Here is a 25529-nt window from a genome sequence, read left to right as displayed (position 1 = left end):
TATGGCCGAGGACAGATTAGACAAAATTTTTGATGTTTTAGTCGAGAACGATGTTATTGACAAAGAAAGAATATCACCATTAATAAAAGAAAATCTTAAGTTTGAATTACGTCCTTATCAGATAGAAGTATTTGCTCGATTCAATTATTACCTAAATGAATATAAAAAGCGTAGAAAACCTACACAGCTGCTATTTCACATGGCAACTGGTAGCGGGAAGACATTGGTAATGGCGGGTACTATATTAGAGCTTTATAAATTGGGATACAGAAACTTTATTTTTTTTGTAAATACCGATACGATTATCCAGAAAACAAAAGAGAATTTTTTAAATCAAAAATCTTCAAAATATCTTTTTTATAGTACTATAAATATTGATGGAAAAAATGTTGAGGTTAAAGAAGTTCAGAATTTTGAAAGTATTAACGAAGATGATATAAACATATTATTTTCAACAATACAGGGATTGCATACAAGATTAAATAATCCTCAAGAAAATAGTATAACATTTGATGATTTTGTTGATAGAAAAGTTGTGCTTATCTCGGATGAGGCACATCATATTAACACTCTTACAAAAACAAAGTTAGCAGGAAGTGAATTAGAGATTAACAGAAGTTGGGAAACTACTGTAGCGCGAATTTTTGATGCAAATGCTGAAAATGTTATGATGGAATTTACAGCCACATTGGAGTTATCACATCCAGCGGTAGCAGCAAAATATAACAGTAAATTACTTTTTGATTATCCTTTAGCACAGTATAGAGCTGACGGGTATTCAAAAGAGGTTAGAACTAACCAAATTGATTTTGAAGTAATAGATAGAGCATTGGTTAGTATTATTATTAGCCAATATAAAAAGAAGATTTTTTCAGCAAATGGATTATTAATTAAACCAGTTGTTATGATGAAGTCTAATACAACAGCAGAAAGTGCTATTAATGAGCTAAACTTTATTGATGCTGTTAAGAAACTTAATTCTGAAAAGTTAAAAGTATTAAGGAGTCTTAATAATGAAGCAATTCGAAAAGCCTTTACATATTTTGATGCTTTAGGACTTTCAGAGAATAACCTTATAGATGAATTAAAAGATGATTTTTCTGAGGATAAAATAATTTCTGTAAATTCTAAAAATGATAATGATGAGAAACAAATCATTATTAATAGTTTAGAGGATGTTGATAATGAGTACCGCGTTGTATTTGCTGTAGATAAATTAAATGAAGGGTGGGATGTGCTTAATTTGTTCGACATAGTGCGTTTATATGATACAAGGGATGCAAAAGCAGGTAAACCAGGTAAAACAACAATACAAGAAGCACAATTAATTGGAAGGGGAGCAAGATATTATCCTTTTACTACAGATGAGGTACAGGAACGTTACAAACGTAAATTTGATAATGATATAGAGAATGAATTGAGAATTTGCGAAACATTACATTACCATTGCTCACATAATCCTCGATACATACAGGAACTTAATAATGCTTTAAGAGAGATTGGTATAATTCCAAAAGAAATGGTGGAAGTTGATTTAGTATTAAAAAATGATTTTAAAGAAACTTCTTTTTATAAATCTGGTTTTATAATGCTAAATAAACGAGTTGAGAACAACCCAAATCAATTATTTGAGTACCATGAACCGCATATTAAGAAAAACCACTCATATAGCCTTAAAACATCTGTATCGCAGGAAACCATCATCTTTGATGAAGAAAAAATTAAGTATTTGCAACCAGTCGATAGGAAACTTCAAAACTATCAGCTTAAGACATGGGATACTACTTTATTAAAAAAAGCTTTAAATGCGTTTCCCTTTTATTACTTTGCCAATTTAAGAAGATTTTTCCCTTCTATAAAGTCAGTTGATGATTTTATAACTGATAAAAAGTATTTAGGAGAAGTTACTGTAACAGTATCAGGACTGGTAGATGATGTTCAAAAGTTATCATTACATAACCAATTTCAAATTGCGAAAAGTGTTGTTGGAGATATTGCAAATGAGATTAATATCAAGTTTGGAGATTATATTGGAACTAAGGTGTTCCATCGAGAACCCATAAGAAAATATTTTACGGATAAAAAGCTTTCATTTGCTCTTAATGAAGGTGATGCCGAAACTGGAAAAGCTACAATGCGCCCCGGTATAGCGGATAAGTTTTATGTTAATTTATCAGCTAAAGATTGGTATGTCTACAATGAGAACTATGGTTCTTCAGAAGAGAAATTTTTGATCAAATTTTTAGATGCAGAAATTGATAGTTTGCAGGAAAAATTTAAAGAGGTTTATTTACTTAGAAATGAACGCTTTTTTAAATTATATAGGTTTAGTGATGGTAAAGCTATGGAACCAGATTATGTATTATTTATGACCGATAAAGAAACAGAAGAAAACCTTATCTATCAATTATTTATTGAGCCCAAAGGAGAGCATCTACTTCAAAAAGATAGTTGGAAAGAAGATTTCTTAAAAGAGATTGAGAATGAAGCAAAAGTTGAATTATTTCAAAACGAGACGTTCAGATTAATTGGTATGCCTTTCTACAATGAAAGTTTAGGTAAAACAGATTTTAAAGATAAACTACAAATACTTTATAGTTAATTATATGGCACAAACGAAACCCAAATATCCGTTTATGACTTCTTCCGTAAATGAACTTTTTATAAGCCCACTTGTTAAAAAATACGGTGAAGAAAATGTGGTATGGCCAATTGTACTAATAAAAAATAAAACAAGTAATTCGTATTTATACGAAAAGTCAGAGCATTGTTCAATCAACTCACCTGATGATAATAGACCAACAAGTGCCTCTGGAAAAAAATCAATTTTTTTAGATTATTCGGTTAAAGAAAACAGACATATAATTCCTGATACTCCGGAATTAAATGTGTTAACTGGAAAGGAATTTAGTTGTAGCTATGATTGTATATTAAATAATGAAGAAATTGTTTCGGTTGATATAGATTATGTTTGGAATACTGGCGATAAGTGGAAAGCGATTGAGCTTACAACTTTATGGATGCCACTTAAGAGTGAAGAAGAGGCTATTCGGTTAGTAAAGATGTTTACAAGGAGACCATCTTGGAACGGGCCTCATGGTCCTCATGGAATTAGAACTCTAATAGACGCATCAAATGATTTAGGTCTCGAGTATTGGATGATTTGCGTTAATAGTGAAAAAGGTGTGTCAAATAATCTGGTTGTAGATGGTAATGCCTGTGGCTTTCCGCTTACACATGATAATATAGATAGAATTTTACGCCAAAACACTCCAGAGGATTTTCGTTTTGGGTCATTTAATAAATTAATAGAGTGGTTATAAAGAACAAAATTGTCAACTAAATAAGCCCCGCATATCAATAGATAGCGGGGCTTTTCGCGGAGAAAGAGGGAATTGTCTTCCATTTCTAACCGTTTGATATTGTTGAGTTTTAAAAACTTTTATAATCCTAGGTTCTCGCTTTTGCTCCTCTATTTTGACTTGCAAAATTTGAAATCTTATAAAACAAATATAATCAAATAAAATTTACTTGCAAAAACGATTGAAAATTAGATGTTCGATGATTGAACACGATTGTTTATGATTAACAATTAATATTCCATTAGTGGAACTGATTAATTCAAAACGATTTTGGTTTTTGTAGACTTGTTTTCGCCTTTAGGAAAAATTAAAACGAATGCATTATAAGTGTTATCAAAATAATGGTAAGTAAAGTCTACATTACCGTTCAAAGTTTTGAGATTAATTAAACCATTAGTCTTCCACTTCTTCTTTAAGAAAAGATGGTCTTTGATGAATTCCCATTTATAGCCAAAATTTTCAGGCCATTCAATTGAACCAAAATTGTTTAGAAAAGATTCTGAATGAAACGCATTCCTAAAATCTCCATTAGCAACTTTTCCTTTTTCCGATAAATTTTTAAGAATGAGTAAAGCGCATCTAAATTTTGATTCCTCAACATAACGTCTAAAAGTAGCATGTACAGATGCTCCAAAATGATTAGACAACTGTATTACAGAAGGCATACCTAATTCAAATTTTTTCACATGGTTTTCAAAGCGATCATTTTGAAAAAGTGTTACAGAGGCAAAATAGTTTGCTTCTTGTTCAAATTCTTCTTGTGTATCAGGGTCTAAAGTTTCATCATCATCTAAAAACTCTAAAGTTTTACTTTGCCATGGAAGTACATTATGGCCGGTTTCATGAAGTGTAACAAAGTTCTTTCTGCTACTTATCTGATCCATATCAAGATAAATAACTTTTTCGCGGCGGTCTAAAAATCCACGGATTTTTGATAACCCCGACTTTAATGCGTCGGAAAAATAAGAACTTTTGTATTTTTTTTCTAACGATTTTAAATCAATGCCTCCTGCAATATAAAGCTCTGAATGCTGAACAATTTTTTCGACTGGAGTCGGAAAAACATCAAGCGACTTAGATGATTTTAAAATGTCATAAGAAATATTGTCTATGTCTTTTTTAGAGTGTAGAATCATTAGCTTTCTTGTATCTTAAGAATTTAATAAAATCAACAACGTCTTGTGCTTCTTCATCTGTGAGTTTATCTTTATAAAAAGCTATCTCTTTTTCGAAAAATGTTTGCTTTGGAGGCTCAGTATCATCACTTTTTTCAATAATACCAGCTGCATGAAGTAATACGTTTAGATCAATTTTATAAACATTCGCTAACTTATATAGTATACTAGCGGATGGTTTTTTAATTTTTTCATTTTCTAACTGACTTAGATAAGCATTAGATATACCGGTTGCGTTTTCAACGTCCTTAAGGGTTAGGGAAACGTTTTCACGCGTACTTTTCAAGGTTTTGCCTAAAGTTTCCATGGTTATATTTTTTACAAAGTTATTAAAGATATTAATTATATCAAAGACTATGTTAATTTTTTTTAGAAAATTTTATCAAGCTACTTGTTTGATAAAATTAGATTGCATATATTTGCAACGTAATAAGTACTCAATCTAAAATTAGTTATGTCAAATGATAACAAAATAAATTAAAAAAACCCAGAACCGTTTGCACCGGTGCTGGGTTACATACGAGGGATAAAGTTTTTGCGGACTTCTTATTGACAGGCTTATCACCTAAGTCAACCCTTTTTTCGTGGTTACAAAGTTAGAAGTTTATTTAAACTATACAAGTCACCCCGATTTTTTTAGCACTTTGATGGCATAAAGTACTCCGCCACCACAGTAAAAGGAGGTAAACTTAAATATTCACTAAAAGTCGGGAGACGGTAAATCTAGCGAATTATGAAAAATAGCTTTAAATTAAACGACAAATTGTTTGAATCCAAGAATTCAAAAATTACAGGAAAAGAAGTTCTGTTAGCAGGAGGTCTTGAGCCAGTAGAAGATTATGAATTGCTGATTAAAGTCAATGAAAATGGCTATGAGCCAATTGAATTGACAGAAGTTACCGATCTGCACGGCGCGGGTCTTGAAGGCTTTTATGCAAAGCCATACGGAAAGTTGACCATCTTTGTAAATGAGAAGCCGGTTGATATGTCTGAAGCGTTCTCGACACCGAACAAAATTCTGGCTGCTGCCGGAAAAGTAGTTAAAGACTTTTATCTGGTACAGCAGGATGGCGAAGTGGAAATAGGCTACAAAAATGATAGGGAGCACAAAGTAGCCATAAAGAATGGCGCCAGATTTGTCTCTTATGAAGTTGAGATTATCGATGTTCATGAGCATTGCCAAAATGGGGTACCCGTTCCGCCTGACTGCAAGTATAAAATCCTGATTGATCGTGAACCGTACATTGTTGATGAGGAATGCCTGACAGGAAAGGAAATCCTTATGCTAACGCACAAGACACCTCCGGACAGGTTTCAATTGCGTCAGAAGTTTAAAGACGGCCGCGTCGTGACAATCAAGAACGACCAAAAGGTTTGTTTTACTGACCCGGGCGTTGAGAAATTCAAGACCATTCCTCTTGACCAAACAGAAGGTGAGGAAGCCGTCCTTAGGCGTGAATTTGACCTGTTGGAAGAGGATGAAACCTATCTGAATAGTTTGCAATTGCCTTGGGAAGCTGCGATGTTGGCGAACCAAAATTGGGTGATTGTGCATAACTATCCAATTGCTCCGGGTTATAATGTTGAAAGTGCGTCGATGGCCATCAGGATGACTGGTGGTTATCCGACAGCAGGATTGGATATGGTTTATTTCTACCCAGCATTGAGCAGAGCAGATCAGCAGCCTATCGGTGCTTTAACCCCGCATGTGCTTGACGGAAAGTCTTATCAGCAGTGGTCACGTCATAGGACATCAGCGAATCCGTGGCGCGCAGATGTTGATAATTTGAGTACCCATATTCCTTTGGCGGATTTTTGGTTGTTGAATGAATTTGAAAAAAGACCAAGCCGTGCATTATCAGCTTAGGATTGCGGGTAAGCACTATGAAAGTCTTCAGCAGCATCTCTTTCCCGGAGACGGGAAAGAGGCCGTTGCCGTCGCTTTGTGTGGACGGTATGAAAGAGATGGTATATCTGTCTTGCTTACGCATAAAATTGAACTCATACCCCATGATGAATGTGAACGTGATGCCCTTTTCGTTAACTGGAAGACGGAGCGCATCATTCCATTTTTAGAGGAAGCCGAAAAACACAACTTGGCAATATTGAAAATCCATAGCCACCCAACGGGTTATCCACAGTTTTCAAAAACTGATGATCAATCGGACAGCGAATTATTTACCTCCGTCTTTGGCTGGTGTGATTATGATGGTGTGCATGCTTCTGCTGTGATGGTTCCTGATGGCAGCATTTTTGGCAGGGTGTTCACGCATGATTTAAGAACATTTCCTATTGAAAAAATATCGGTTGCCGGTAACGTCATCAAAATCTTTGAAAACAAAAAGGCGGTTGAAGATGATTTTTCGTTGCGGACCAGGCAGGCATTTGGTGATGAGACGTATAATAAACTACGTCAGATGAAGATTGGTATAATTGGCTGTTCGGGTACCGGTAGTCCTACGATCGAACAACTCGTGCGTTTGGGGGTGGGCACGATAGTTATCGTTGATCCCGATACCGTGGAGAAAAAAAATCTCAACCGCATTTTAAACACCACTATGGAAGATGCTGAAAACAGCCGATTTAAAACTGATGTCCTTTATGATTCAATCGGTAAAATTGGATTGGGTACCGTTGTAGAGCGATACAATGTAAATCTCTATGATAGCCGTGAAGCGTTGGAAACGTTGATTGGCTGTGACGTGATTTGCGGTTGTGTGGATAGTGTGGATGGTAGGCACTTGATGTCACAGCTGAGCAATTTTTATCTTGTTCCATATTTTGACCTTGGCGTGCGACTTGATGCTGACGGAGCCGGAGGAATTAAGGCGATCAATGCTAGTATCCATTATATTCAACCCGGATGTTCGACTTTGTTCAGCAGGGGGCTTTACAATTCGCAAAGGTTGGCCGATGAAGCTTTACGCCGACAGAGTCCTGAAGACTTTGCGGCGCTTGAGAAGCAAGGCTATGTGCATAATGCCAATGTTGACCGGCCTGCGGTTATCAGCATCAATATGCAGATCAGCAGCATGGCTGTTAATGAGCTCTTGAACCGACTTCATCCCTTTAAAGATGAAGATCCGGAAAACTATGCAAGGATTATGATGGATTATACCGGTGGATGTATCATCAATCAGGCAGAGGATGAATTTGAGCAAGACAGCGCTGCTGCCAAATGGGTTGGCCGTGGCGACTGCCGTCCGTTTTTGAGAATGATGGAACTACGATGAAACTGCTGTCTAAAATATCGGGATGGTTAAGCAGTTTGTGGCACTTTGTGTTGGGCAGCAAGCCCCAGACAATACAGCCGCCGGAAGCTACCTCATTTTATCATGTTGATGTTGCAGAGGATTTACCGGAAATCATAGCGGATAACTCTATTTTTGTGATACAAGATGGCAATGAGCCAGAACTTTTAGCCTTTAAATGCCCATGTGGATGCAAAGAAAATATCCTGCTCAACCTTTTGGGCGATGCTTCTCCAAAATGGCATTTTAGAGTAACTGACAACGGAATCATAAATGTTCATCCGTCAATATGGAGAACTGTTGGGTGTAAAAGCCATTTTTGGATAATCGACGGAAACGTTAAGTGGGTCTAATAGAAAAGCCACTGTAAAAGTGGCTTTTTAAATTACTATATTTGAAAGTGCAACCAATTATGACTGAAAGAAATAAGATGGAAAACCAGCGACAAAAGGAAGACCAGAACGAATATGCCAAAAACATCAAGGGCGATATTAAATTCATACTTGATGTTGAGAGTGGCCGTAAGGGGTATTGGTGCCTGGGATGCGATGAAGAAATGCAGGCCGTGCATTTTAAGGTGGAACATTACCGATCTTATTTCAGGCACGATGCTAAGGATGTGAAGATTGAAAGGAAATGTACGTTCAGCAACCAAGATTTCAGGCACCGCTTGGCGATGGACATCCTGGCGAGAACCAAACGGATCAAGGTTCCGAACCTTTATAAATTTTCGCCGGATGGCAGTTCAAAGATCCTGCTGGAGGAGTCGAAATTCGTGGAAAGCCATTCTGTTAAGGCGGAGCTTAGTTTTTATGAGGATGACAACGGTCAGGTGCAATGGGGCAAAAATCTGGAGATTGATGAAAAGTATTTGCTGATACGACCAGATATTACTTTTTTTGACGTGCATGGAAAGCCCATACTGCTGATAGAGATTGTCGTCAATCACAAAATAAATGATGAAAAAAGGGTGAAGCTGAAACGCTTGGGAATTGATACAATCCAGATCACGGTACCAAAAGATTCTCCCGAAAATATTGCCAAGAGCCTAGAAATTACACAACACACCAAATGGGTTTATAATCATGTCGAACAAACCACCAATTATTTACACCTTTCCAAAGCAGATCGAGAAGGAATTTCATCAACTGATGCAGTCGAGATGGGATTTTTCAGAGAAACTTTCGCCTGCAGAGAAAGCCAAATTAAAAATCTTATACGAGCGATTACAAGGTGCTTGGAATCTCAATACTACCGAGGTACTGAGCAAGAATTTAGATCTGAGCTATCAAGAGTTGCGGGAAACACAAGCCGAGATCTCGCAAGACTGGAAGCGCTACGAGCTGAGCATCGAGGACGAGTTGAAAGACGATATTCAGAGCAGATTGCAGCGATTGAAGAAGACGAAAGACAATTCAACGTCGAACTTGGAGCAACTGAAGCAGAAGTTAGGCGAAAAGACTCAGAACTGGAGCAACGATATCTTGCAGAGAAAGGAAGCATTGAAGATCGAAGAAGAGAAATTGAAGAACTTAGCGAAGAATTCGGAAACGTTGAAGGAAAACAGAGAGCGCTTGACGCAGAGTCGAAAGCAATTGGAGATAAAATCCGAACAACTGATGAAAGAATCGAGACTGTTATCAGAGACAGAGGAAATATTTCAATCAAATTTGAACGACTTCATAACAAAGAACAATCAAGATTTGAAGATCTTGCAGCAGGATTTAGAAAAGCAACAGAAAATAGTCCAAACGACATTATCGGAGGAAAGCGAGCGCTTGAATCAAAATTTGAAGCAGATCGAGAAAGAACAATTGAAGCTATTAAGAACACGGATAGCCGAGGAAATTCCGAATTGTCCGAAGGAATTAAAAGAATATTTGCTGCAAGGGGAATTATCCTTAATTTCAATGAAAGAGAAATCGCTTATAAGAGAAACCGAACAGCTTATGACTGCTTTATGGACGGGACTTACAAAAGTTGGTTTAAATTATGATTTATACTTTGAAAAAGTAGATGAGTTTATAATGGGTAGGGATAATGAATAATTGTTTTCTTATGTGCCCATAAAGCCTTAATTAAAAATCTTGTGTTAAAAAAGCCGTTCTACATTTCTGCAACACGGCTTTCCCAACCAAACAATTAAACTACTTTTTCGCTTTCGCTTTCACAACTCTACCGCCTTTGACATAGCGATAACCTTTCTTCAATGTTCCGTCTTTTTTCACACCTTCTCGCTTGATTACACTACTGCATAGCCTTTTTTTGCGGAGATTCTTTTTTTGCTTTTCGATTTTGCTTTTTTACTTACCATGATTTTGAATTTAATTATTTGACTTTAAAGGATAATTTTCTTTTTTTGGGCTCGTTGACTACCTTCTTGTAGTACATCGAGTATTTCAAAGTGAGGTCATTGCCCCGGTTTTTCTCCAGTGTTGCAAAACGTTCTTTAGGGTCAGGATGCGAGGAACAATGAATTACAGAGGTCGGATTGTGTGCCATTTTATTACCGCCATACATTGCTCCATTTTCTTTTACCTGTGAAATGAAGCACCATATTATTTTCGGATAAGTAGTTCTTAAATAGTTGAGTTGGTCGGCAGTAATTTTTAAATCAGTAACCGAATCCGCTATTATGACCTTGACTATTTTGCAGAAATCCTGCAATTCCTCAAATGGTTTTTCCAAATAACCTTTTATGGCTACATACCGTCTTCCTTTCTCAGTTGTATTCCTGTTTATACTGTCTAAATTATCTTTGCTTTCGATACCGCCTTGCTCATAATCAATGTAGGCAACAGGTATTTCTTCTTCTCCAAAAGCATTGGCAATCTGCATGGCCAGTTGCGATTTTGAACTATGCTTATTACCTTTAATCAGAATGAGGGCTTTATGTGGCTGTTGCTTTTGCAGGAACTTCCCAATTTCGCCACCCAATACGAAAACACAATAGGAAGCAATTTACCTTCTCCAATACATTGCGGATGATTTTCATATTTATCAATTACCATTTGAGTAACTGGCAGGATAGTAATTTTTGAAGCACTTTCCGTTTTCTGACGATGCGTAAAAATCCATTTATCGCCATCAATGCCAATGCTTATTTAAGTTCTTTACATCGATATAAGCAAGATCTGTAAAACAGCTAAAAAGGAATATATCACGAACTAATGAAAGCCTGTCATTTTCCAAATCTTTCTCGATGATTTCCTGTATTTCTTCTTCTGTTAAATAAACCCGTTCAACCTCTTTAACTTTTGCTTTATAGTTTGCAAATGGATTTTTCTCAAGCCAATCGCTAGCTAAACAAATCTTGATTATTTTGCTGAAATTTTTAATGTACTTGACCGCCTTATTATTGGAACAATTTCTAACGCTTCTTAAATAAAATTCGTAATCAGTAATGAATGCATGGTTTATTTTAAAAATCTCAATATCTGAAACATTGTACTTCCATTCCAAAAACTCGATAGTGTGCTTTAAAGAAGTGGTGTAGCGTTCTAATGTTCCGGGAGCATATTCTTTACCTACCAATTCTTTTATCTTATTATTATGGTCTTGAAAAATTGGTACAAGCATACGCTGTTTCTCATCAGAGCCAAAAAGCAATTCTTTAAAGTTCTCAATGCTTAGATTTTCATTCTTATGGATTAATTCCATTTGAATATCCAATACTTTGGATTTTATAACATCAAGATAACTATTTATTAAACGGGCTTCCTCTGTCGTGCCTTTCGCTTTCGATGCTTCAGATGACCATCGCGGGAAGGCTCAATAAATTTCTTAGTGCTGAATTCGGTTCTATTTCCATCTACGGTTAGACGGACATAAATTGGAAATTGCCCTTTGGTATTCGCTTTGGTGGATTTTGCATAGAAATGCAGGCTTACTTTCGCTTTCATTTTACTGACTGATTAATTATTTATCAATTTAAATTCCTAATCCAAGCCAAACAAGATGTTTGCTGAATGAACTAGCTATTTAATTTATTCGCAAACCCAATGTTTGCATGGGTTAAGGGATTTTAGCGAGACCCTAATTTCTTAGTTTTTGTTAGGGCCTTGATTTAGTCCCTTTAGCGATAAGATTTGATGATAAATTTTGAAAGTCTGTAAAAGCAAAAAACCTCGAAAATCATAGGATTTTCGAGGTTTTGATACCATTTAGGATTTTATTCAGCGGAGAAAGAGGGATTCGAACCCCCGGACCTGTTACAGTCAACAGTTTTCAAGACTGCCGCAATCGACCACTCTGCCATTTCTCCAATATGTTGCTATCATTTCCTGATTGCGAGTGCAAATATAGAAACCTTTTTTGAGTTTCAAAACATTTTGGATGTAAAATTCAAAACATTTTTTAGCAACATTTTTAATTATTTCATTTTCTAGTGTTTACACCAAAAATAAAATTCTTTTATTTTTCTAGAATTCGACGTATTCCATAATTTCCAAACCATATCCAATCATTCCAACACGTTTTGTCTGCTCAGAATTGGATAATAATCGGATGTTGGTGATGTCGATATCATGCAGGATTTGTGCACCAATACCAAAATCTTTGTTGTCCATTTTTAATTGTGGCGCCTTAAAAACTCCTTTTTCTTGCAATCCCTTTAGTTCTGTAATGCGATTTAGGAGCTCGATAGGCTGGATTTCCTGATTAATAAATAAAATAGCACCTTTGCCTTCTTCATTGATCTTTTCGAACATTTTTTCCAGTTTCTGATCCGGATCGTTTGTAAGCGTGCCTAATATATCATTATTGACCTGAGTTGAATTGATACGGGTTAATATTGATTCTCCAATATTCCAACTTCCTTTGGTAAGGGCCAGGTGAACCTGCTTGTTTGTGGTTTGTAGATAAGCTCTTAAACGGAATGTACCAAAACGGGTCTCAATCTCGAAATCTTCTTTCTTTTGGATAAGACTGTCATGCTGCATTCTGTAAGCCACTAAATCTTCGATAGAAATGATTTTCAGGTCGAATTTTTTAGCTACTTCAAACAGTTGTGGCAAACGCGCCATAGAACCATCTTCATTTAGGATTTCTACAAGGATTCCGGCTGGTTTTAGTCCGGCAAGACGTGCCAGGTCAATAGCAGCTTCAGTATGGCCTGTTCTTCTTAAAACACCGCCTTGTTTTGCTCTTAGAGGGAAAATATGTCCTGGTCGGCCCAAATCTTCCGGTTTGGTATTATCGTCAACTAAAAACTGTATGGTTTTAGCGCGGTCATGAACGGAAATACCTGTTGTACAACCATGACCTATAAGGTCAACAGAAACTGTAAATTGGGTTTCATGCAGTACCGTGTTATTGGTAACCATCAGGTTGAGGTCTAATTCCTTGCAACGAGCTTCGGTTAGGGGAGCGCATATAAGTCCGCGGCCGTGAGTTGCCATGAAATTAATCATTTCAGGAGTCACTTTTTCTGCAGCGGCAATAAAGTCACCTTCGTTTTCGCGATCTTCATCATCAACGACAATGATGATTTTTCCTTGACGGATATCTTCAATCGCTTCTTCTATAGTATTAAGCTTTGTAATTTTATTCTCGGACATTATTTTGGTGTGTTGTTGTTTTTAATTCTGAATAGTTTCTGGAATACTCTCTGAATAGGTGAGAGGATGATATCCATGTTGATCAATCCAATGTCATTTGTAGCTCTGTAGGTCAGCAAGATAGCTAAAGGTGACAAAATAAACGAGGACATCCACGAGCCTAAAAAGGGCGAGATTCCGTTTTCCTGGGCCAGTTTTCGCCCAAAAGTATTGATAAAATGGAACGTAATAAAAATAAGGACAGCGAATACAATAGGTAATCCCAATCCTCCTTTTCGGATAATAGCGCCTAATGGAGCTCCAATAAAAAACATGAGCATGCAGGAGAAAGCAATGACAAATTTTTCATACAAAGCCAACCAATGGTTATTGATATTTTTTTGTTTGAATTCCATTTCTTGCTTTGTTCCTTCAATTGAGAATTTTGCACTCTCCAGGTTACCTACAGCAATTTCTAGTACCCTTGATTTTTCGGCTGTTGATAAAACACTTAATAAGTCTGTTACAACAGAATCCTTTTTAGGTTTAGTTACGGCAGCAACAGCATTATGATCTTTATAATTAATAATTCCGCTTCTTTGGTAGATATTTTCTGCAAAAGAAACCAAATCTTTGTTGAAGTTTTTGTGAAGCGAATCCAGAGTATAAGTAAGTTCGCTTACATTAAGCATAGTGTTGGTGTTTGTAATACTAGATTCGTCTCCAACAGTAGTCAATTTGGATAGGTCGATGTTGATAATGTCCTTCTTAAAAGAAGCCTTGATAAAAGGTACTCTATTGCGTTCTTCGTATTTTTTTGGAATAATATTTTCGTAATAATTACCATCAAATAATATCATCTGAAGCATAGAAGACTCTTCCTGATTTACCAATAAACCCTTTTTAGCCTTGATGACAATATTATTCCCTATACCGTTGGCTGCTTTTTTATGAATAGTAACTCCGCTTAGTTTTTCACCTTTGTCTCCTGATTTTTTGTTGACTTTAATGTTATATTCACCCACATCGCTAAATTGTCCTTCTGCAATAGCCATAGCGGGTTTGGTCTGGGCAATGTCTTTTCGAAGATTTAGGAATTTATATTCTGCTGCCGGGATAATATTGTTAGCAAAAAAGAAAGCTATGATACTTAAAAAAACGATAAATACCATTAGGCTTTTCATGGCTCTCTGAAGTGAGATTCCAGAGGATTTCATGGCCGCAAATTCGTAGTTCTCAGCAAGATTTCCAAAAGTCATAATAGAAGCCAGCAATATGGAAAGCGGCAAAACCAGAGGAATCATCTTTGGAGAGTAAAACAAAAGAAATTTTACAATCAGAAGTACATCCAGATCTTTTCCGGCCAAATCAGCGATAAAAAGCCATACAGCCTGAAGGATGAAAATGAAAAAAAGAATTACAAAAACCGTAGCTAATGTCTTCAGGAATGTCGTTAGAATGTATCTGTCAAGAATTTTCACCGATGTATCAATCTAGTTTGTTGATATAGTAATTAGGGTATTTACTTTCCGCAAAGGTAAATTGATTTTTTGATAATGGCTGATTGGTTTTAAAAGAATTAACAGTGATTGTAGTTTTTGATCCATTCTTTCCTACTTCCATAAGGTTATAGATGTGTTTTGTCTGTACATCTATGCCCAGATAGATTTCTTTTCTTTCGTCTTTAGAGCTGGTAGGAACTAATTTCACATATTGAATTTTTCTACCACGTACGTTTTGCAGTATATCCCAGGAATATTTGAATCCGTGGTTAAAAAATGTCAGCATTTTTGAAGGCGTTACTGCATCTTCTTCATTTTCGTCAAATTTTGAAATGCTTATTTCTTCGTCTTCAGGAACAATATTATATATTTTTTTTCCGTCGTAAATTTTAGTTACTCCCATGAAGTTCAATACATATTTATTGCCTTGCATGATAACATTTCCTTTGCTTTCCTGATTCAGATTTTCCTTCGGATTCGTCAAGGAATATTTGAAATCAATAGAAATATTATCATAGCTTTTTACTTTGGCAGATACTTCGTCCAGCAGAGTTCTCGCTTTTTGGCTGTTCTGTGCCTGGATAGTAATGGAGATAAAAAATAATGCAATAATGGGTAATAACCTTTTCATTTTAAAAATCATTTTGCTCATTGTTAAAGAATTGGTCAAGAGAATTCAAGTCCGGGATGTTAACGCTTCTGGCTTTGCTTCCCTCAAAAGGGCCCACAATTCCAGCGGCTTCCAACTGATCAATTAATCTTCCGGCACGGTTGTAACCTAGCTTTAGCTTGCGTTGTAGCAATGAGGCTGAACCTTGCTGTGCTGTAACAATGATTTCGGCAGCTTCCCTGAACATAGAATCTCTTTCGGATATATCCACATCAAGTTTAATGCCATTTTCTTCCCCAACATACTCAGGAAGGAGATATGCGTTAGGATAGGCTTTTTGCGAGCCTATAAATTCGGTGATTTTTTCTACTTCTGGTGTGTCTACAAAGGCGCACTGTACGCGGATTACATCGTTACCATTGGTGTATAATAAATCCCCGCGTCCAATAAGCTGATCGGCACCCTGCGTATCTAAAATAGTTCTGGAATCTATTTTTGAAGTAACGCGGAAAGCAATCCTTGCAGGGAAGTTCGCTTTGATTATACCTGTAATAACATTAACCGATGGTCTTTGCGTTGCAATAATCAAATGAATACCAATTGCTCTTGCTAACTGCGCTAGCCTTGCAATAGGAGTTTCGACTTCTTTACCAGCAGTCATGATAAGATCCGCAAATTCATCCACTACCAAAACGATATAAGGCAAGAATCGGTGTCCGTTTTCCGGATTTAGTTTTCTTAGCTTAAACTTTTCGTTATATTCTTTAATGTTACGCACCATGGCGTCTTTTAATAAAGAATAACGGTTGTCCATTTCAACGCAAAGCGAATTCAATGTATTGATTACTTTAGCATTATCTGTAATAATAGCCTCTTCCGTATCAGGAAGTTTGGCAAGATAATGGCGTTCTATTTTGTTGAACAATGTAAGTTCTACTTTTTTAGGGTCGACCAAGACAAATTTTACTTCGGCCGGGTGTTTTTTGTAAAGCAATGAAGTCAATACGGCATTCAATCCGACTGATTTTCCTTGTCCGGTAGCACCCGCCATCAAAAGGTGAGGCATTTTGGCCAAATCAACAACAAACGTTTCGTTAGAAATTGTTTTACCAAGCGCAATTGGAAGTTCCATTTCTGCCTCCTGGAATTTTGCAGCTCCGATAACACTTTTCATAGAAACCATTGTTGGAGTCTTGTTTGGTACTTCAATACCAATGGTTCCTTTTCCAGGAATTGGTGCAATGATACGAATTCCTAAAGCGGATAATGACAAGGCGATATCGTCCTCCAGGCTCTTGATTTTTGAAATTCGGATACCGGCTTCCGGAACAATTTCATATAATGTTACAGAAGGACCAACTGTAGCCTTGATTTGGGCAATTTCAATTTTATAGTTTCGTAATGTTTCAACAATCCTGTTTTTGTTTTCCTCAAGTTCTTCCTGATTGATTGTAATTCCTCCATTGGAATATTCCTTTAAAAGATCCAGGGTTGGGAATTTATAATTCGATAAATCCAGTGTTGGATCAAATTCTCCAAAGTCAGCAACTAATTTTGATGCCAGGTTCTCAATAACCGTGTCTTCATCGGCAAATTTCTCGATTACGAAAGCATCATCATTTGTTTCGATAATTTCCGGTTCGTGCGAATGTACGGGAGCTACCGGAGGTTTAACAATAGGTTCGATTGTTATATGCGATGGATTATTAATTGTAGGTTTTAATGCTTCCTTATTGATTTCAAACTGGGAAACAGGTTTTAGAGTAGGCTCTTCAATTTCCTCTTCATCCTCTTCTTCAATAATATCTTCTTCCAGAATTTCGTCTGTCAATTCTTTTACTGCAACTGGAGCGACAACAGATTCTGCTATAGCTTCTTCTTCGGCTTTTCTCTTTTTGGCTTCGAAATAGTTCTTGATGCTGTCCGGCGAAACTTTCATCTTAAAGATCAAATAAACAAGAAGCCCAAAAACCAATAGTAGCAAGGTACCTGCTTTTCCAAGATAATCCTGAATAAAAAGATTCATTTCGAAACCAATCACACCACCTAATTCAGGCAGAAAATCGGCAAAAAATCCAAATAATATTGAGATAATGATAATGGCAAACAAATCCCAAAACCAGGTATTTTTAAGTTTTTTTACCGGCAAATCCAATATGAGATACATTCCGGTTATAAAAAATAATCGTACCAAAAGAAATGAAGCGACACCAAATCCTTGGTATAAGAATAAATTAGCAAGGTAAGCACCAAATTTTCCTAACCAATTTTGGACTTCTATTGATCGGTCAGCCAAAGCATCTACAGCACTTTGGTCGTATTGACCATATAAGAAGAAGGATATAAAAGCAAGCAATAGGGCAATGGAAAACAAGACTAATAAAGCTCCAAAGATTACTTTGTGCTGTCTAGTCAGTTTCCATGTTTTTTTCTCAGAAGATTGAGAATCCGTCTTGCCAGCTGTTTCTTTTTTTGTCGTTTTAGCCATTAAAAGAGGAGATGATTAGATGTAAAAATAAATAAATTTTCTACAAATTTTGAAATTTCGGTATATATATGATTAGGCCAACAGCAATGGCGGCGACCGCAGCAAAAAATACGGCTCCGGCAGCGACATCCTTTATAAAACCAATTTTGTCATGAAAATTGGGATGAATAAAATCGGCTATTTTTTCTACAGCCGTATTCAGTCCCTCGATACTTAAGACCAGTCCAATTGCCATCGTCTGGAACAGCCATTCCGTTTTAGAAATATTAAAATAAAATCCCGCAACTGTTATTGCAATTCCCAGAAAAAACTGAACCATAATACTATGCTCGGTCGAAACTAGTTTGTATGCACCACGAATGGCATACTTAAAGCTTTTTAGCCTGCCGGTTACAAAAGAATGGTCTGTCTTCATATCGTGTTATAATTTATAGTACTGCCAAGGCACTTTCGTAGTTAGGCTCATTGGCAATTTCAGAAACCTGTTCTGTATGAAGTACGGTACCGTTTTCATCAAGAACGATAACTGCACGGGAATGCAGTCCTGCCAAAGCACTATCAGCAATTTCCAATCCGTAGCTTTTCCCAAAACTTCCATCTCTGAAATCAGAAAGGTTGACTACATTGTCCAATCCTTCCGCACCACAGAAACGTTTCTGTGCAAAAGGCAGATCTCTTGAAATACAAAGTACAGTAGTATTCTCCAAGCCGCTTGCCTTAGCATTAAAATTTCTGACAGAAGTAGCACAAGTTGCAGTATCAATGCTAGGGAAAACATTCAGGACTAATTTTTTTCCTGCAAAATCAGAAAGCGACACAACGCCCAAATCTTTATTCACTAATTTAAAATCAGGTGCTTTTGAACCTACTTTTGGTAATTCACCGCTTGTTTTTACTGGATTTCCTCCTAATGTTACTGTTGCCATTTTTTTAAATTTTATAAGGTTCAAAAGTATGAAAAATATATTTGTTAAAAGGACTGAAAATAAAAAACTCTCCCATATCATAGAAGGGCAGGCAATTTGCATGCAGATAGATTATATCAGAAAAAGTAATGCAGGCTTGTATCATGATATGATTTAAAATACAGAATAGCAGTGACAAATACTGATTTGTCTTGGAAGGAAAATATAAAAGTCCCTTGCTGTTTTTTGCAAGGGACTTTCTTGTTTATGGCTTTATAAGCCGGGCTTATTTACGCTTACGGGTTTGTTTGGCCTCTAATTTTTGTTTTATTTTTTCTTGCTTCTTTTCTTTTAAATCAACTGTCGGGGCTTTTAAATTTTTTCCTTTAGCCATGATTGTAACTTTTTAATGGTTATGAATAAAACTGTATATTAACGAAATAGTACAACCTATAGAAAAATATACCTGCGAGTTAGGGGCGGGCATGAGAATGCCTGCTAAAAATATAGCGGTATAGATTCAGGTTTTTTTAAGCACACTCGCGGGTGCTTAAAAATTCGGGAAGATGATTTTAGATTTGCGAATTTGAAATACAGTTCGGTTAGCCACCAAAGGAGCCAACCCTACAGCAACTGGTGCCTGGAGAATAGAAAAACTTTTTATAGGGAACAATTTGTTTGTCATAACAAAAAGAGGATTTCTAAGTTGGTTACATTACAAACATATTGATTTTTCAGGATATTCCAAATTTTTAATGCTGCAAAAGCTGTTATTTGAAAAATGTAGAGAAAATAAAAAAAACGCTCCCATAAAGAGAGCGAATTTTATAAGGCAAAAAGGATTTATTTGTCAATGGAGCCAAGAACCCGCTGCATAAATTTATTCAGCGCTTCCTTTTTATCTGTACCGTCTTTTATCATCTTATTGACTTCAAGCGCACCGTACATATTAGAAATCAATTCCCCGATCACATCCAGTTCCTCATCTTTGAGTGATGGAACCTCGGTCAAAGCCTCAAGCACCTCGATTGTTTCGATAATATAATCCTGATCGTTTTCTTCAATAAATTGAGTTAAATGTTTGATAACGGGTAATTTCATATTTGATTTCTTACGTTTTTTAATGGTTCAATTAAGCTATTTCATTTACCAATTCTGATAAAACTTCTGCTTTATTTGTCTGTGTCTGGTTTACAAGCTGCCCGTTTACGAAAGTTGCGAATGTAGGCAGGTTGGACACGTTAGCCAATTTTCTGGATTCTGGTGAATTTTCAGCATCTACCAAAACAAAAGTCATACTTTCGTTTTCTGTAGCCAGTTTTTTAAATTTCGGCTTCATGATACGGCAGTTTCCACACCAGGAAGCTGAATATTGCACGACAACTTTTTCATTAGAATTTACTAAATCCTGTAGTGTGTCTTCGTTTAAATCAATTAACATAGCAATTTTTTTATGTTTATAGATTGCCGTCTTTATAATGTCATGCAGACGGCAATCGGAATTGTTATTAGTTATTCAAGTATGAAGCAACACCTTCTCTGGTAGCAAACATAGCTTCTTTTCCTTCTTCCCAGTTAGCAGGACATACTTCACCTTTAGTTTGTACGTGAGTATAAGCATCAACTAGTCTTAGGTATTCAGCAACGTTTCTTCCTAATGGCATATCGTTTACGCTTTCGTGGAAGATTTTTCCTGTCTCATCAATCAAATAAGTAGCTCTGTACGTTACGTTTGAACCTTCGATGATTACTGAATCTGTTTCTTCGCTGTAGCTTGTAGATTCGATGTCTAAAATTCCAAGAATGTTAGCAAGGTTACGGTTAGTATCCGCTAAGATTGGATAAGTAACACCTTCAATTCCTCCGTTGTTTTTTGGAGTATTCAACCATGCAAAGTGCACTTCGTTTGTGTCGCAAGAAGCTCCAATTACGATAGTGTTTCTTTTTTCAAACTCTGGCAATGCAGCTTGGAAGGCGTGTAATTCTGTTGGGCAAACAAAAGTGAAATCTTTTGGGTACCAGAACAATAATACTTTTTTGTTGTTGTTTACTGCTTCTTCAAAAATGTTGATTTTTAGATTATCACCCATTTCTGAGATAGCATCTACTGCAATGCTTGGGAATTTTTTTCCTACTAATGACATAATTATTTGGTTTAAAAGTTATTTTTTTCTGATGCAAAACTACACTTATGATTTGCTTTTACACATAGAAAATTATTATATATATTTATTTATCGATAGTTTAAGGCTATTGTTTTCGGTCTACTGAGAATTTTCTAATTTTTGATTTCTAATTTTATTGAATTCGCAGTTTTGGCATTTTTCTTTTTCATAAATCCCATTATTAAGTTTGGTTTTATATATTTGTTTTTGGTTAAAATTTAAACCATAGAAACAGATTCTACACAAAATCAATTAAATACGCACTTCCATATATGAGTTTTTCCAGTTTATTTAGAAAAAAGACAGTACAGGATATTTTAAAGCAGGTTGAAAAAAACGAAATAGACGGACACAGTTCATTAGGAAAACACCTGACAGCAAGAGATTTGACTGCTTTTGGAATAGCAGCTATAGTAGGTGCCGGAATTTTCAGTACTATCGGAAAAGCCAGTGCTGATGGAGGCCCGGCAGTTATCTTCTTATTTTTGTTTACAGCCCTGGCTTGTAGTTTTGCAGCTTTCGCTTATGCTGAATTTGCTTCCATGGTACCTGTTTCGGGTAGTGCCTATACGTATTCGTATGTTGCTTTTGGAGAATTGATTGCTTGGGTTATTGGCTGGGCGCTGATTATGGAATATGCCATCGGGAATATTACCGTAGCCATATCGTGGAGCGATTATTTTACAGGATTACTCGAAAGTGGTGGGCTCCATTTGCCCCAATGGATACAGATGGATTATCTTACGGCTTCTAATGGTTATACAGAAGCAACTGCCTTAATGCAGGGCGGAAAGACATTTGCCAATCTTGATGCGGGATTACAGGATGCTTATACAGCCTGGACAACCTCGCCTGTAATTGGTTCATTTCACTTCGTAACTGATATTCCTGCTTTGTTTATTATTGTTTTGATAACTGCTTTGGTATACAGAGGAATGAAAGAGTCCAGAAATGCCAGCAATCTAATGGTTGTCGTAAAACTTTGTGTTATACTTTTGGTAATTGCAGTAGGTGTTTTCTATGTCGATACGGCGAATTGGGATCCGTTTGCTCCTAATGGCGTAAATGGCGTATTAAAAGGAGTTTCTGCCGTGTTTTTTGCGTATATCGGTTTTGATGCTATTTCTACAACAGCTGAAGAATGCAAGAATCCGCAACGCGATCTTCCAAGAGGTATGATGTGGGCAATTATTATATGTACGATATTATATATTGCAATAGCTTTGGTACTGACCGGAATGATAAAATACAACTCCCTGAATGTGGGCGATCCTTTGGCATTTGTATTCGACAAACTGAATTTGAAATGGATGTCAGGAATTATCGCGGTAAGTGCTGTTGTCGCTATGGCCAGCGTATTATTGGTGTTCCAGATGGGACAGCCTAGAATTTGGATGAGCATGAGCCGTGACGGTTTACTGCCGCAGAAATTTTCAAAAGTGCACCCTAGATTCAAGACACCTTCATTTGCTACAATCGTAACCGGCTTTGTAGTTGCTATTCCTGCGCTTTTTCTAAACCTGACTATGGTTACAGATTTGTGCAGTATCGGAACTTTATTTGCCTTTGTACTGGTTTGTGCGGGAGTTTTAGTATTGCAAAATAAGCCTAATATTCCTCGTGGGAAGTTTAAAACACCGTATGTCAATTCTAAATACATTATTCCGGTTTTATTGCTTGCAGGAATCGTTTATTCGTTTACCTACAATAAAAAGAAGACAATGGATTTTGTGACGAATGTACCGCAAATTAACAGTCCGGCTTCGATAGTTACTTCTTTGAGTAAAACTGAAACAGAAGAAGTATATAAGTTTTTGGTTGAAAACCACAAAGAAAGAGTATTTAACAAGACTACGGATTTAGAAAAGATATTAAGTGATTTTCATGAGAATGAAACAGAATATATTGCTGTTGTTGAATCACTTCCAATAGACAAATCACTGAAGTATGAAACCGGTTTTGCCTTATTCAAACATAAAATTCCTATGTGGATTTTCCTGACCGTTTTGGTAGGCTTGGCTATATGGGCTTTCCGCCAAAATTTATCTCTGATTCCATTATTGGGATTAATCTGCTGTTTGTATATGATGGCAGAATTAAGTGTCTGGAACTGGATTTATTTCTTTATCTGGTTGTTGATTGGACTTGCAATTTATTTTGGTTACAGCCGAAAACACAGTAAGCTGAATTTTATAAAGGAAAATTAAACAGAAATAAAAAAGCCGGCTTAATCAGCCGGCTTTTTTATTAGTAGAACTATTTCTTCAAATACAAGAAGAAATAATCTGCAATCTTTTGATTTAAGTGGATTCTGTCTCTGCCGCTCACGTTATGTTCGTGTGTAGGATATAAGAAATAATCAACTTGTTTTCCTTCTTTGATACAGGCCTGGATAAATTCCATACTGTTTTGCTGTACAACTACAGGATCTTGTGCTCCGTGAATCATCAACAGATGTCCTTTCAATTGCTTGGCTTTGTTGATAACACTTGCTTTTTCATAACCTTCCGGGTTTTCTTGCGGCATATCCATATATCTTTCACCATACATTATTTCATAATATTTCCAGTCGCAAACAGGACCTCCCGCAACACCTACTTTGAAAACATCACTATGATTCAAAAGCAGGGAAGTAGTCATAAAACCACCAAAGCTCCACCCGTAAACTCCAATTCTGTCTTGGTCTACAAAACTTTTTGATTTCAGGAATTCAATTCCTTTCATCTGATCAGCCATTTCATTTTGTCCAAGATTTCTATGGATAACATGCTCAAAATCTCTTCCTCTTGCATCGCTTCCTCTGTTGTCTACCGTGAAAACTACAAATTCATTCTGAGCCATAAAGAAATCAAACAGAGAGGCTCCACCAAGCCATTCATTTTGTACTAATTGTGCGTGTGGACCACCATAAACATATACCATTACCGGATATTTTTTAGTAGCGTCAAAATTAGCTGGATAAATCAGACGTCCGTTTAATGGTGTTTTGCCATCAGCTGAAGTTATCGTTACCAATTCCATCTTTGGCAGATTAGTTTTTCCTAAATAAGGATTGACAGATTTGATTAAGTTGGTAGACTTGTTAGTTTTTAAATTTACAATAGCTATGTCGTTTGGAGTAGTTACACTTGTATATTGGTCGAACAATAATGTTCCGTCGCTACTAATACTGCCAGCATGCATCCCTGAAGTAGTAGTCAGTTGTGTAGTTTTTCCTGATTTTAAATCAACTTTAAAGAATTGTCTGTCCAAACCGTTATTTGATGTTCCGATGTAAAATACATTCTTTCCTTCTTTGTCAAAATCCAATAGGGTAGTGACTACAACATTGTTATAACCTAGTTTTCGAACTTGTTTGCCTTCTGTATTGTAAAGATATAATTGTTCAAAACCGTCTTTTTCGCTTCGGTATAAAAATTCAGTAGTAGAATTTGGAAGGAAAGTCAGGTCATGCAACGGCTCAACATAAGTAGAGGCTTTTTCTTCAAATAACGTTTTTACCAAAGTTCCGGTCAAAGCATCATATTTGTTTAATTTCAAATGATTCTGCTCTCTGTTCAATACTCCAATATAAACGAATTTTCCACTAGGATCCCAAGTAATACAAGTTAGGAACTGCTCTTTAGGTTCGCCAGTTTGTAAGGTTACTGATTTTTTAGAATTTACATCATAAACAACAAGAGTTACCTCTTCGCTTTTCATACCCGCCATTGGGTACTTGATGTTTTTGTTGGTCGCAATCCGTGCACTAAAGTCAGTGAGCGGATAATCGGCAACCATGGTTTCATCTTTTCTGTAATAAGCCAGCTTATCATTTTTAGGGCTCCACCACATTCCGCGGTTGATTCCAAATTCTTGTCTGTGTGTATAATCACTACCGTTAACGATTCCGGCATTTTCATCAGAAGTTATGCTGATAGTTTGTCCTGAATTTGTAGTGATTTTGATATTGTTATTATCAAGCCATGCGGCATATTTTCCATCAGATGTAATAGTCTGGTTTCTGCCTTCAGAAGAAAAAGCAACACCATTTTTGACTTCTTTTTTATCAACATCAAATTGGATAAGGTATTTGGAATTTTTCCCGTCTACTTCAAATTCCAGAGTGTTTTTGTCAATCCAGGTATAAGAATATGGGAACATCCTTAATTGGAATTCGTCAGTAGAAAATTTGTTTTTCAAAGCCGCCTGAAGGTCTGCTTTTGTCAAAACAGTTGTTTCTGCCCAATTGCCTTCTTCACTTTTTGAAATTAGTTTTGAATACGAATTATCCAAATAAGTTATTGCTTTTGTGTCTTTTCTCCATTTCGGGGCAACTAAATTTTCAACGGCAAAATTTCGATACTGTCCAAAAGTAGCCTCTTCAATAGTCAGGTTTTTTTGGGCATAAGCCACAATCCCAGCCAGAAGGAAAGCCGATAAAAAAAATGTTTTTTTCATGTTGTTAAAATTAAAGTCGCTAATTTACTCAAAATAGTAGTCGTGAGAATGAAAGATTGTTACAAATATTCCTTAAAAAAGTAATGATATCACG

Annotated in this window: 22 protein-coding genes and 1 tRNA gene; 7 read left to right on the top strand and 16 right to left on the bottom strand. The window is 36.3% G+C overall.

Annotation, left to right across the window (positions count from 1 at the left end):
* The first annotated feature begins 1 nt into the window (after position 1).
* Both ABH942_RS12505 and ABH942_RS12500 read left to right on the top strand, forming a co-directional pair.
* Positions 2-2602, top strand: coding sequence for a DEAD/DEAH box helicase family protein (locus ABH942_RS12505; protein ID WP_370032445.1), 2601 nt, complete (start codon positions 2-4; stop codon positions 2600-2602).
* A gap of 34 nt (positions 2603-2636) precedes the next feature.
* Positions 2637-3323, top strand: a complete 687-nt coding sequence (locus ABH942_RS12500) for a hypothetical protein (protein WP_370032443.1) — start codon at positions 2637-2639, stop codon at positions 3321-3323.
* A gap of 293 nt (positions 3324-3616) precedes the next feature.
* Here the strand turns inward: ABH942_RS12500 and ABH942_RS12495 are convergent, their stop codons facing one another.
* Positions 3617-4498, bottom strand: a complete 882-nt coding sequence (locus ABH942_RS12495; RefSeq protein WP_370032441.1) for an ImmA/IrrE family metallo-endopeptidase — start codon at positions 4496-4498, stop codon at positions 3617-3619.
* Positions 4482-4844 (bottom strand): helix-turn-helix domain-containing protein, encoded by a 363-nt coding sequence (locus ABH942_RS12490; RefSeq protein WP_370032439.1) that lies wholly within the window; start codon positions 4842-4844, stop codon positions 4482-4484. Before ABH942_RS12490 ends, ABH942_RS12495 begins: the two co-directional genes overlap by 17 nt.
* A gap of 426 nt (positions 4845-5270) precedes the next feature.
* On the opposite strand from ABH942_RS12490, the gene ABH942_RS12485 reads away from it, so the two are divergent.
* Genes ABH942_RS12485 through ABH942_RS12470 form a run of 4 tightly spaced genes read left to right on the top strand, consistent with a single transcriptional unit; the run spans position 5271 to position 9784 of the window.
* A complete protein-coding gene (locus ABH942_RS12485) occupies positions 5271-6404 on the top strand; it encodes a multiubiquitin domain-containing protein (protein ID WP_370032437.1) in 1134 nt (377 codons plus the stop codon).
* Entirely contained in the window at positions 6370-7770 is a 1401-nt protein-coding gene (locus ABH942_RS12480; protein WP_370032435.1) for a ThiF family adenylyltransferase, read from the top strand. Before ABH942_RS12485 ends, ABH942_RS12480 begins: the two co-directional genes overlap by 35 nt.
* Positions 7716-8141 (top strand): DUF6527 family protein, encoded by a 426-nt coding sequence (locus ABH942_RS12475; protein WP_370032433.1) that lies wholly within the window; start codon positions 7716-7718, stop codon positions 8139-8141. Before ABH942_RS12480 ends, ABH942_RS12475 begins: the two co-directional genes overlap by 55 nt.
* A 59-nt stretch (positions 8142-8200) precedes the next feature.
* Positions 8201-9784, top strand: a complete 1584-nt coding sequence (locus ABH942_RS12470; protein WP_370032431.1) for a hypothetical protein — start codon at positions 8201-8203, stop codon at positions 9782-9784.
* A gap of 332 nt (positions 9785-10116) precedes the next feature.
* On the opposite strand, the gene ABH942_RS12465 is transcribed toward ABH942_RS12470, so the two are convergent.
* The 13 genes from ABH942_RS12465 to ABH942_RS12405 all read right to left on the bottom strand — a co-directional run bounded on the left by ABH942_RS12465 (position 10117) and on the right by ABH942_RS12405 (position 20974).
* The gene (locus tag ABH942_RS12465; RefSeq protein ID WP_370032429.1) at positions 10117-10626 is read right to left on the bottom strand and encodes a hypothetical protein; all 510 of its coding nucleotides are present in this window, start codon (positions 10624-10626) and stop codon (positions 10117-10119) included.
* Positions 10627-10875: 249 nt separating this feature from the next.
* On the bottom strand, positions 10876-11448 hold the full coding sequence (locus tag ABH942_RS12460) for a site-specific integrase (protein WP_370032427.1): 573 nt from the start codon (positions 11446-11448) through the stop codon (positions 10876-10878).
* Positions 11449-11495: 47 nt separating this feature from the next.
* Positions 11496-11690, bottom strand: coding sequence for an Arm DNA-binding domain-containing protein (locus ABH942_RS12455; protein ID WP_370032425.1), 195 nt, complete (start codon positions 11688-11690; stop codon positions 11496-11498).
* A 277-nt stretch (positions 11691-11967) separates the two neighbouring features.
* A tRNA-Ser gene (locus ABH942_RS12450) sits at positions 11968-12052 on the bottom strand.
* Between the two features lie 157 nt (positions 12053-12209).
* The gene (gene ribB, locus ABH942_RS12445; protein WP_370032423.1) at positions 12210-13346 is read right to left on the bottom strand and encodes a 3,4-dihydroxy-2-butanone-4-phosphate synthase; all 1137 of its coding nucleotides are present in this window, start codon (positions 13344-13346) and stop codon (positions 12210-12212) included.
* A complete protein-coding gene (locus tag ABH942_RS12440) occupies positions 13346-14806 on the bottom strand; it encodes an LptF/LptG family permease (protein WP_370032421.1) in 1461 nt (486 codons plus the stop codon). The genes ribB and ABH942_RS12440 overlap by 1 nt, the downstream gene beginning before the upstream one ends.
* Before the next feature lie 7 nt (positions 14807-14813).
* Positions 14814-15458, bottom strand: coding sequence for an outer membrane lipoprotein carrier protein LolA (locus ABH942_RS12435; protein ID WP_370032419.1), 645 nt, complete (start codon positions 15456-15458; stop codon positions 14814-14816).
* A 1-nt stretch (position 15459) separates the two neighbouring features.
* Positions 15460-17925, bottom strand: coding sequence for a DNA translocase FtsK (locus tag ABH942_RS12430; protein ID WP_370032417.1), 2466 nt, complete (start codon positions 17923-17925; stop codon positions 15460-15462).
* Between the two features lie 40 nt (positions 17926-17965).
* Positions 17966-18340 carry a diacylglycerol kinase family protein gene (locus tag ABH942_RS12425; protein ID WP_139999547.1) on the bottom strand — a complete coding sequence of 125 codons (375 nt, stop codon included), beginning with the start codon at positions 18338-18340 and terminating at the stop codon, positions 17966-17968.
* Positions 18341-18353: 13 nt separating this feature from the next.
* Complete coding sequence (gene tpx / locus ABH942_RS12420) at positions 18354-18851, bottom strand: thiol peroxidase (RefSeq protein ID WP_370032415.1); 498 nt, start codon at positions 18849-18851, stop codon at positions 18354-18356.
* Positions 18852-19673: 822 nt separating this feature from the next.
* The gene (locus ABH942_RS12415) at positions 19674-19931 is read right to left on the bottom strand and encodes a hypothetical protein (protein WP_056066510.1); all 258 of its coding nucleotides are present in this window, start codon (positions 19929-19931) and stop codon (positions 19674-19676) included.
* A gap of 31 nt (positions 19932-19962) precedes the next feature.
* Positions 19963-20271 (bottom strand): co-chaperone YbbN, encoded by a 309-nt coding sequence (locus tag ABH942_RS12410; RefSeq protein WP_139999551.1) that lies wholly within the window; start codon positions 20269-20271, stop codon positions 19963-19965.
* Positions 20272-20338: 67 nt separating this feature from the next.
* Positions 20339-20974 (bottom strand): peroxiredoxin, encoded by a 636-nt coding sequence (locus ABH942_RS12405; RefSeq protein ID WP_139999553.1) that lies wholly within the window; start codon positions 20972-20974, stop codon positions 20339-20341.
* Positions 20975-21267: 293 nt separating this feature from the next.
* Between ABH942_RS12405 and ABH942_RS12400 the strand changes: the two genes are divergently transcribed.
* Complete coding sequence (locus ABH942_RS12400; RefSeq protein WP_370032412.1) at positions 21268-23202, top strand: amino acid permease; 1935 nt, start codon at positions 21268-21270, stop codon at positions 23200-23202.
* Between the two features lie 49 nt (positions 23203-23251).
* On the opposite strand, the gene ABH942_RS12395 is transcribed toward ABH942_RS12400, so the two are convergent.
* Entirely contained in the window at positions 23252-25435 is a 2184-nt protein-coding gene (locus ABH942_RS12395) for a DPP IV N-terminal domain-containing protein (RefSeq protein WP_370032410.1), read from the bottom strand.
* Between the last annotated feature and the right edge of the window lie 94 nt (positions 25436-25529).

It is taken from the genome of Flavobacterium sp. 28YEA47A (assembly GCF_041262125.1).
GTDB lineage: Bacteria > Bacteroidota > Bacteroidia > Flavobacteriales > Flavobacteriaceae > Flavobacterium.
This window is presented reverse-complemented; position numbering and strand designations above follow the sequence as displayed.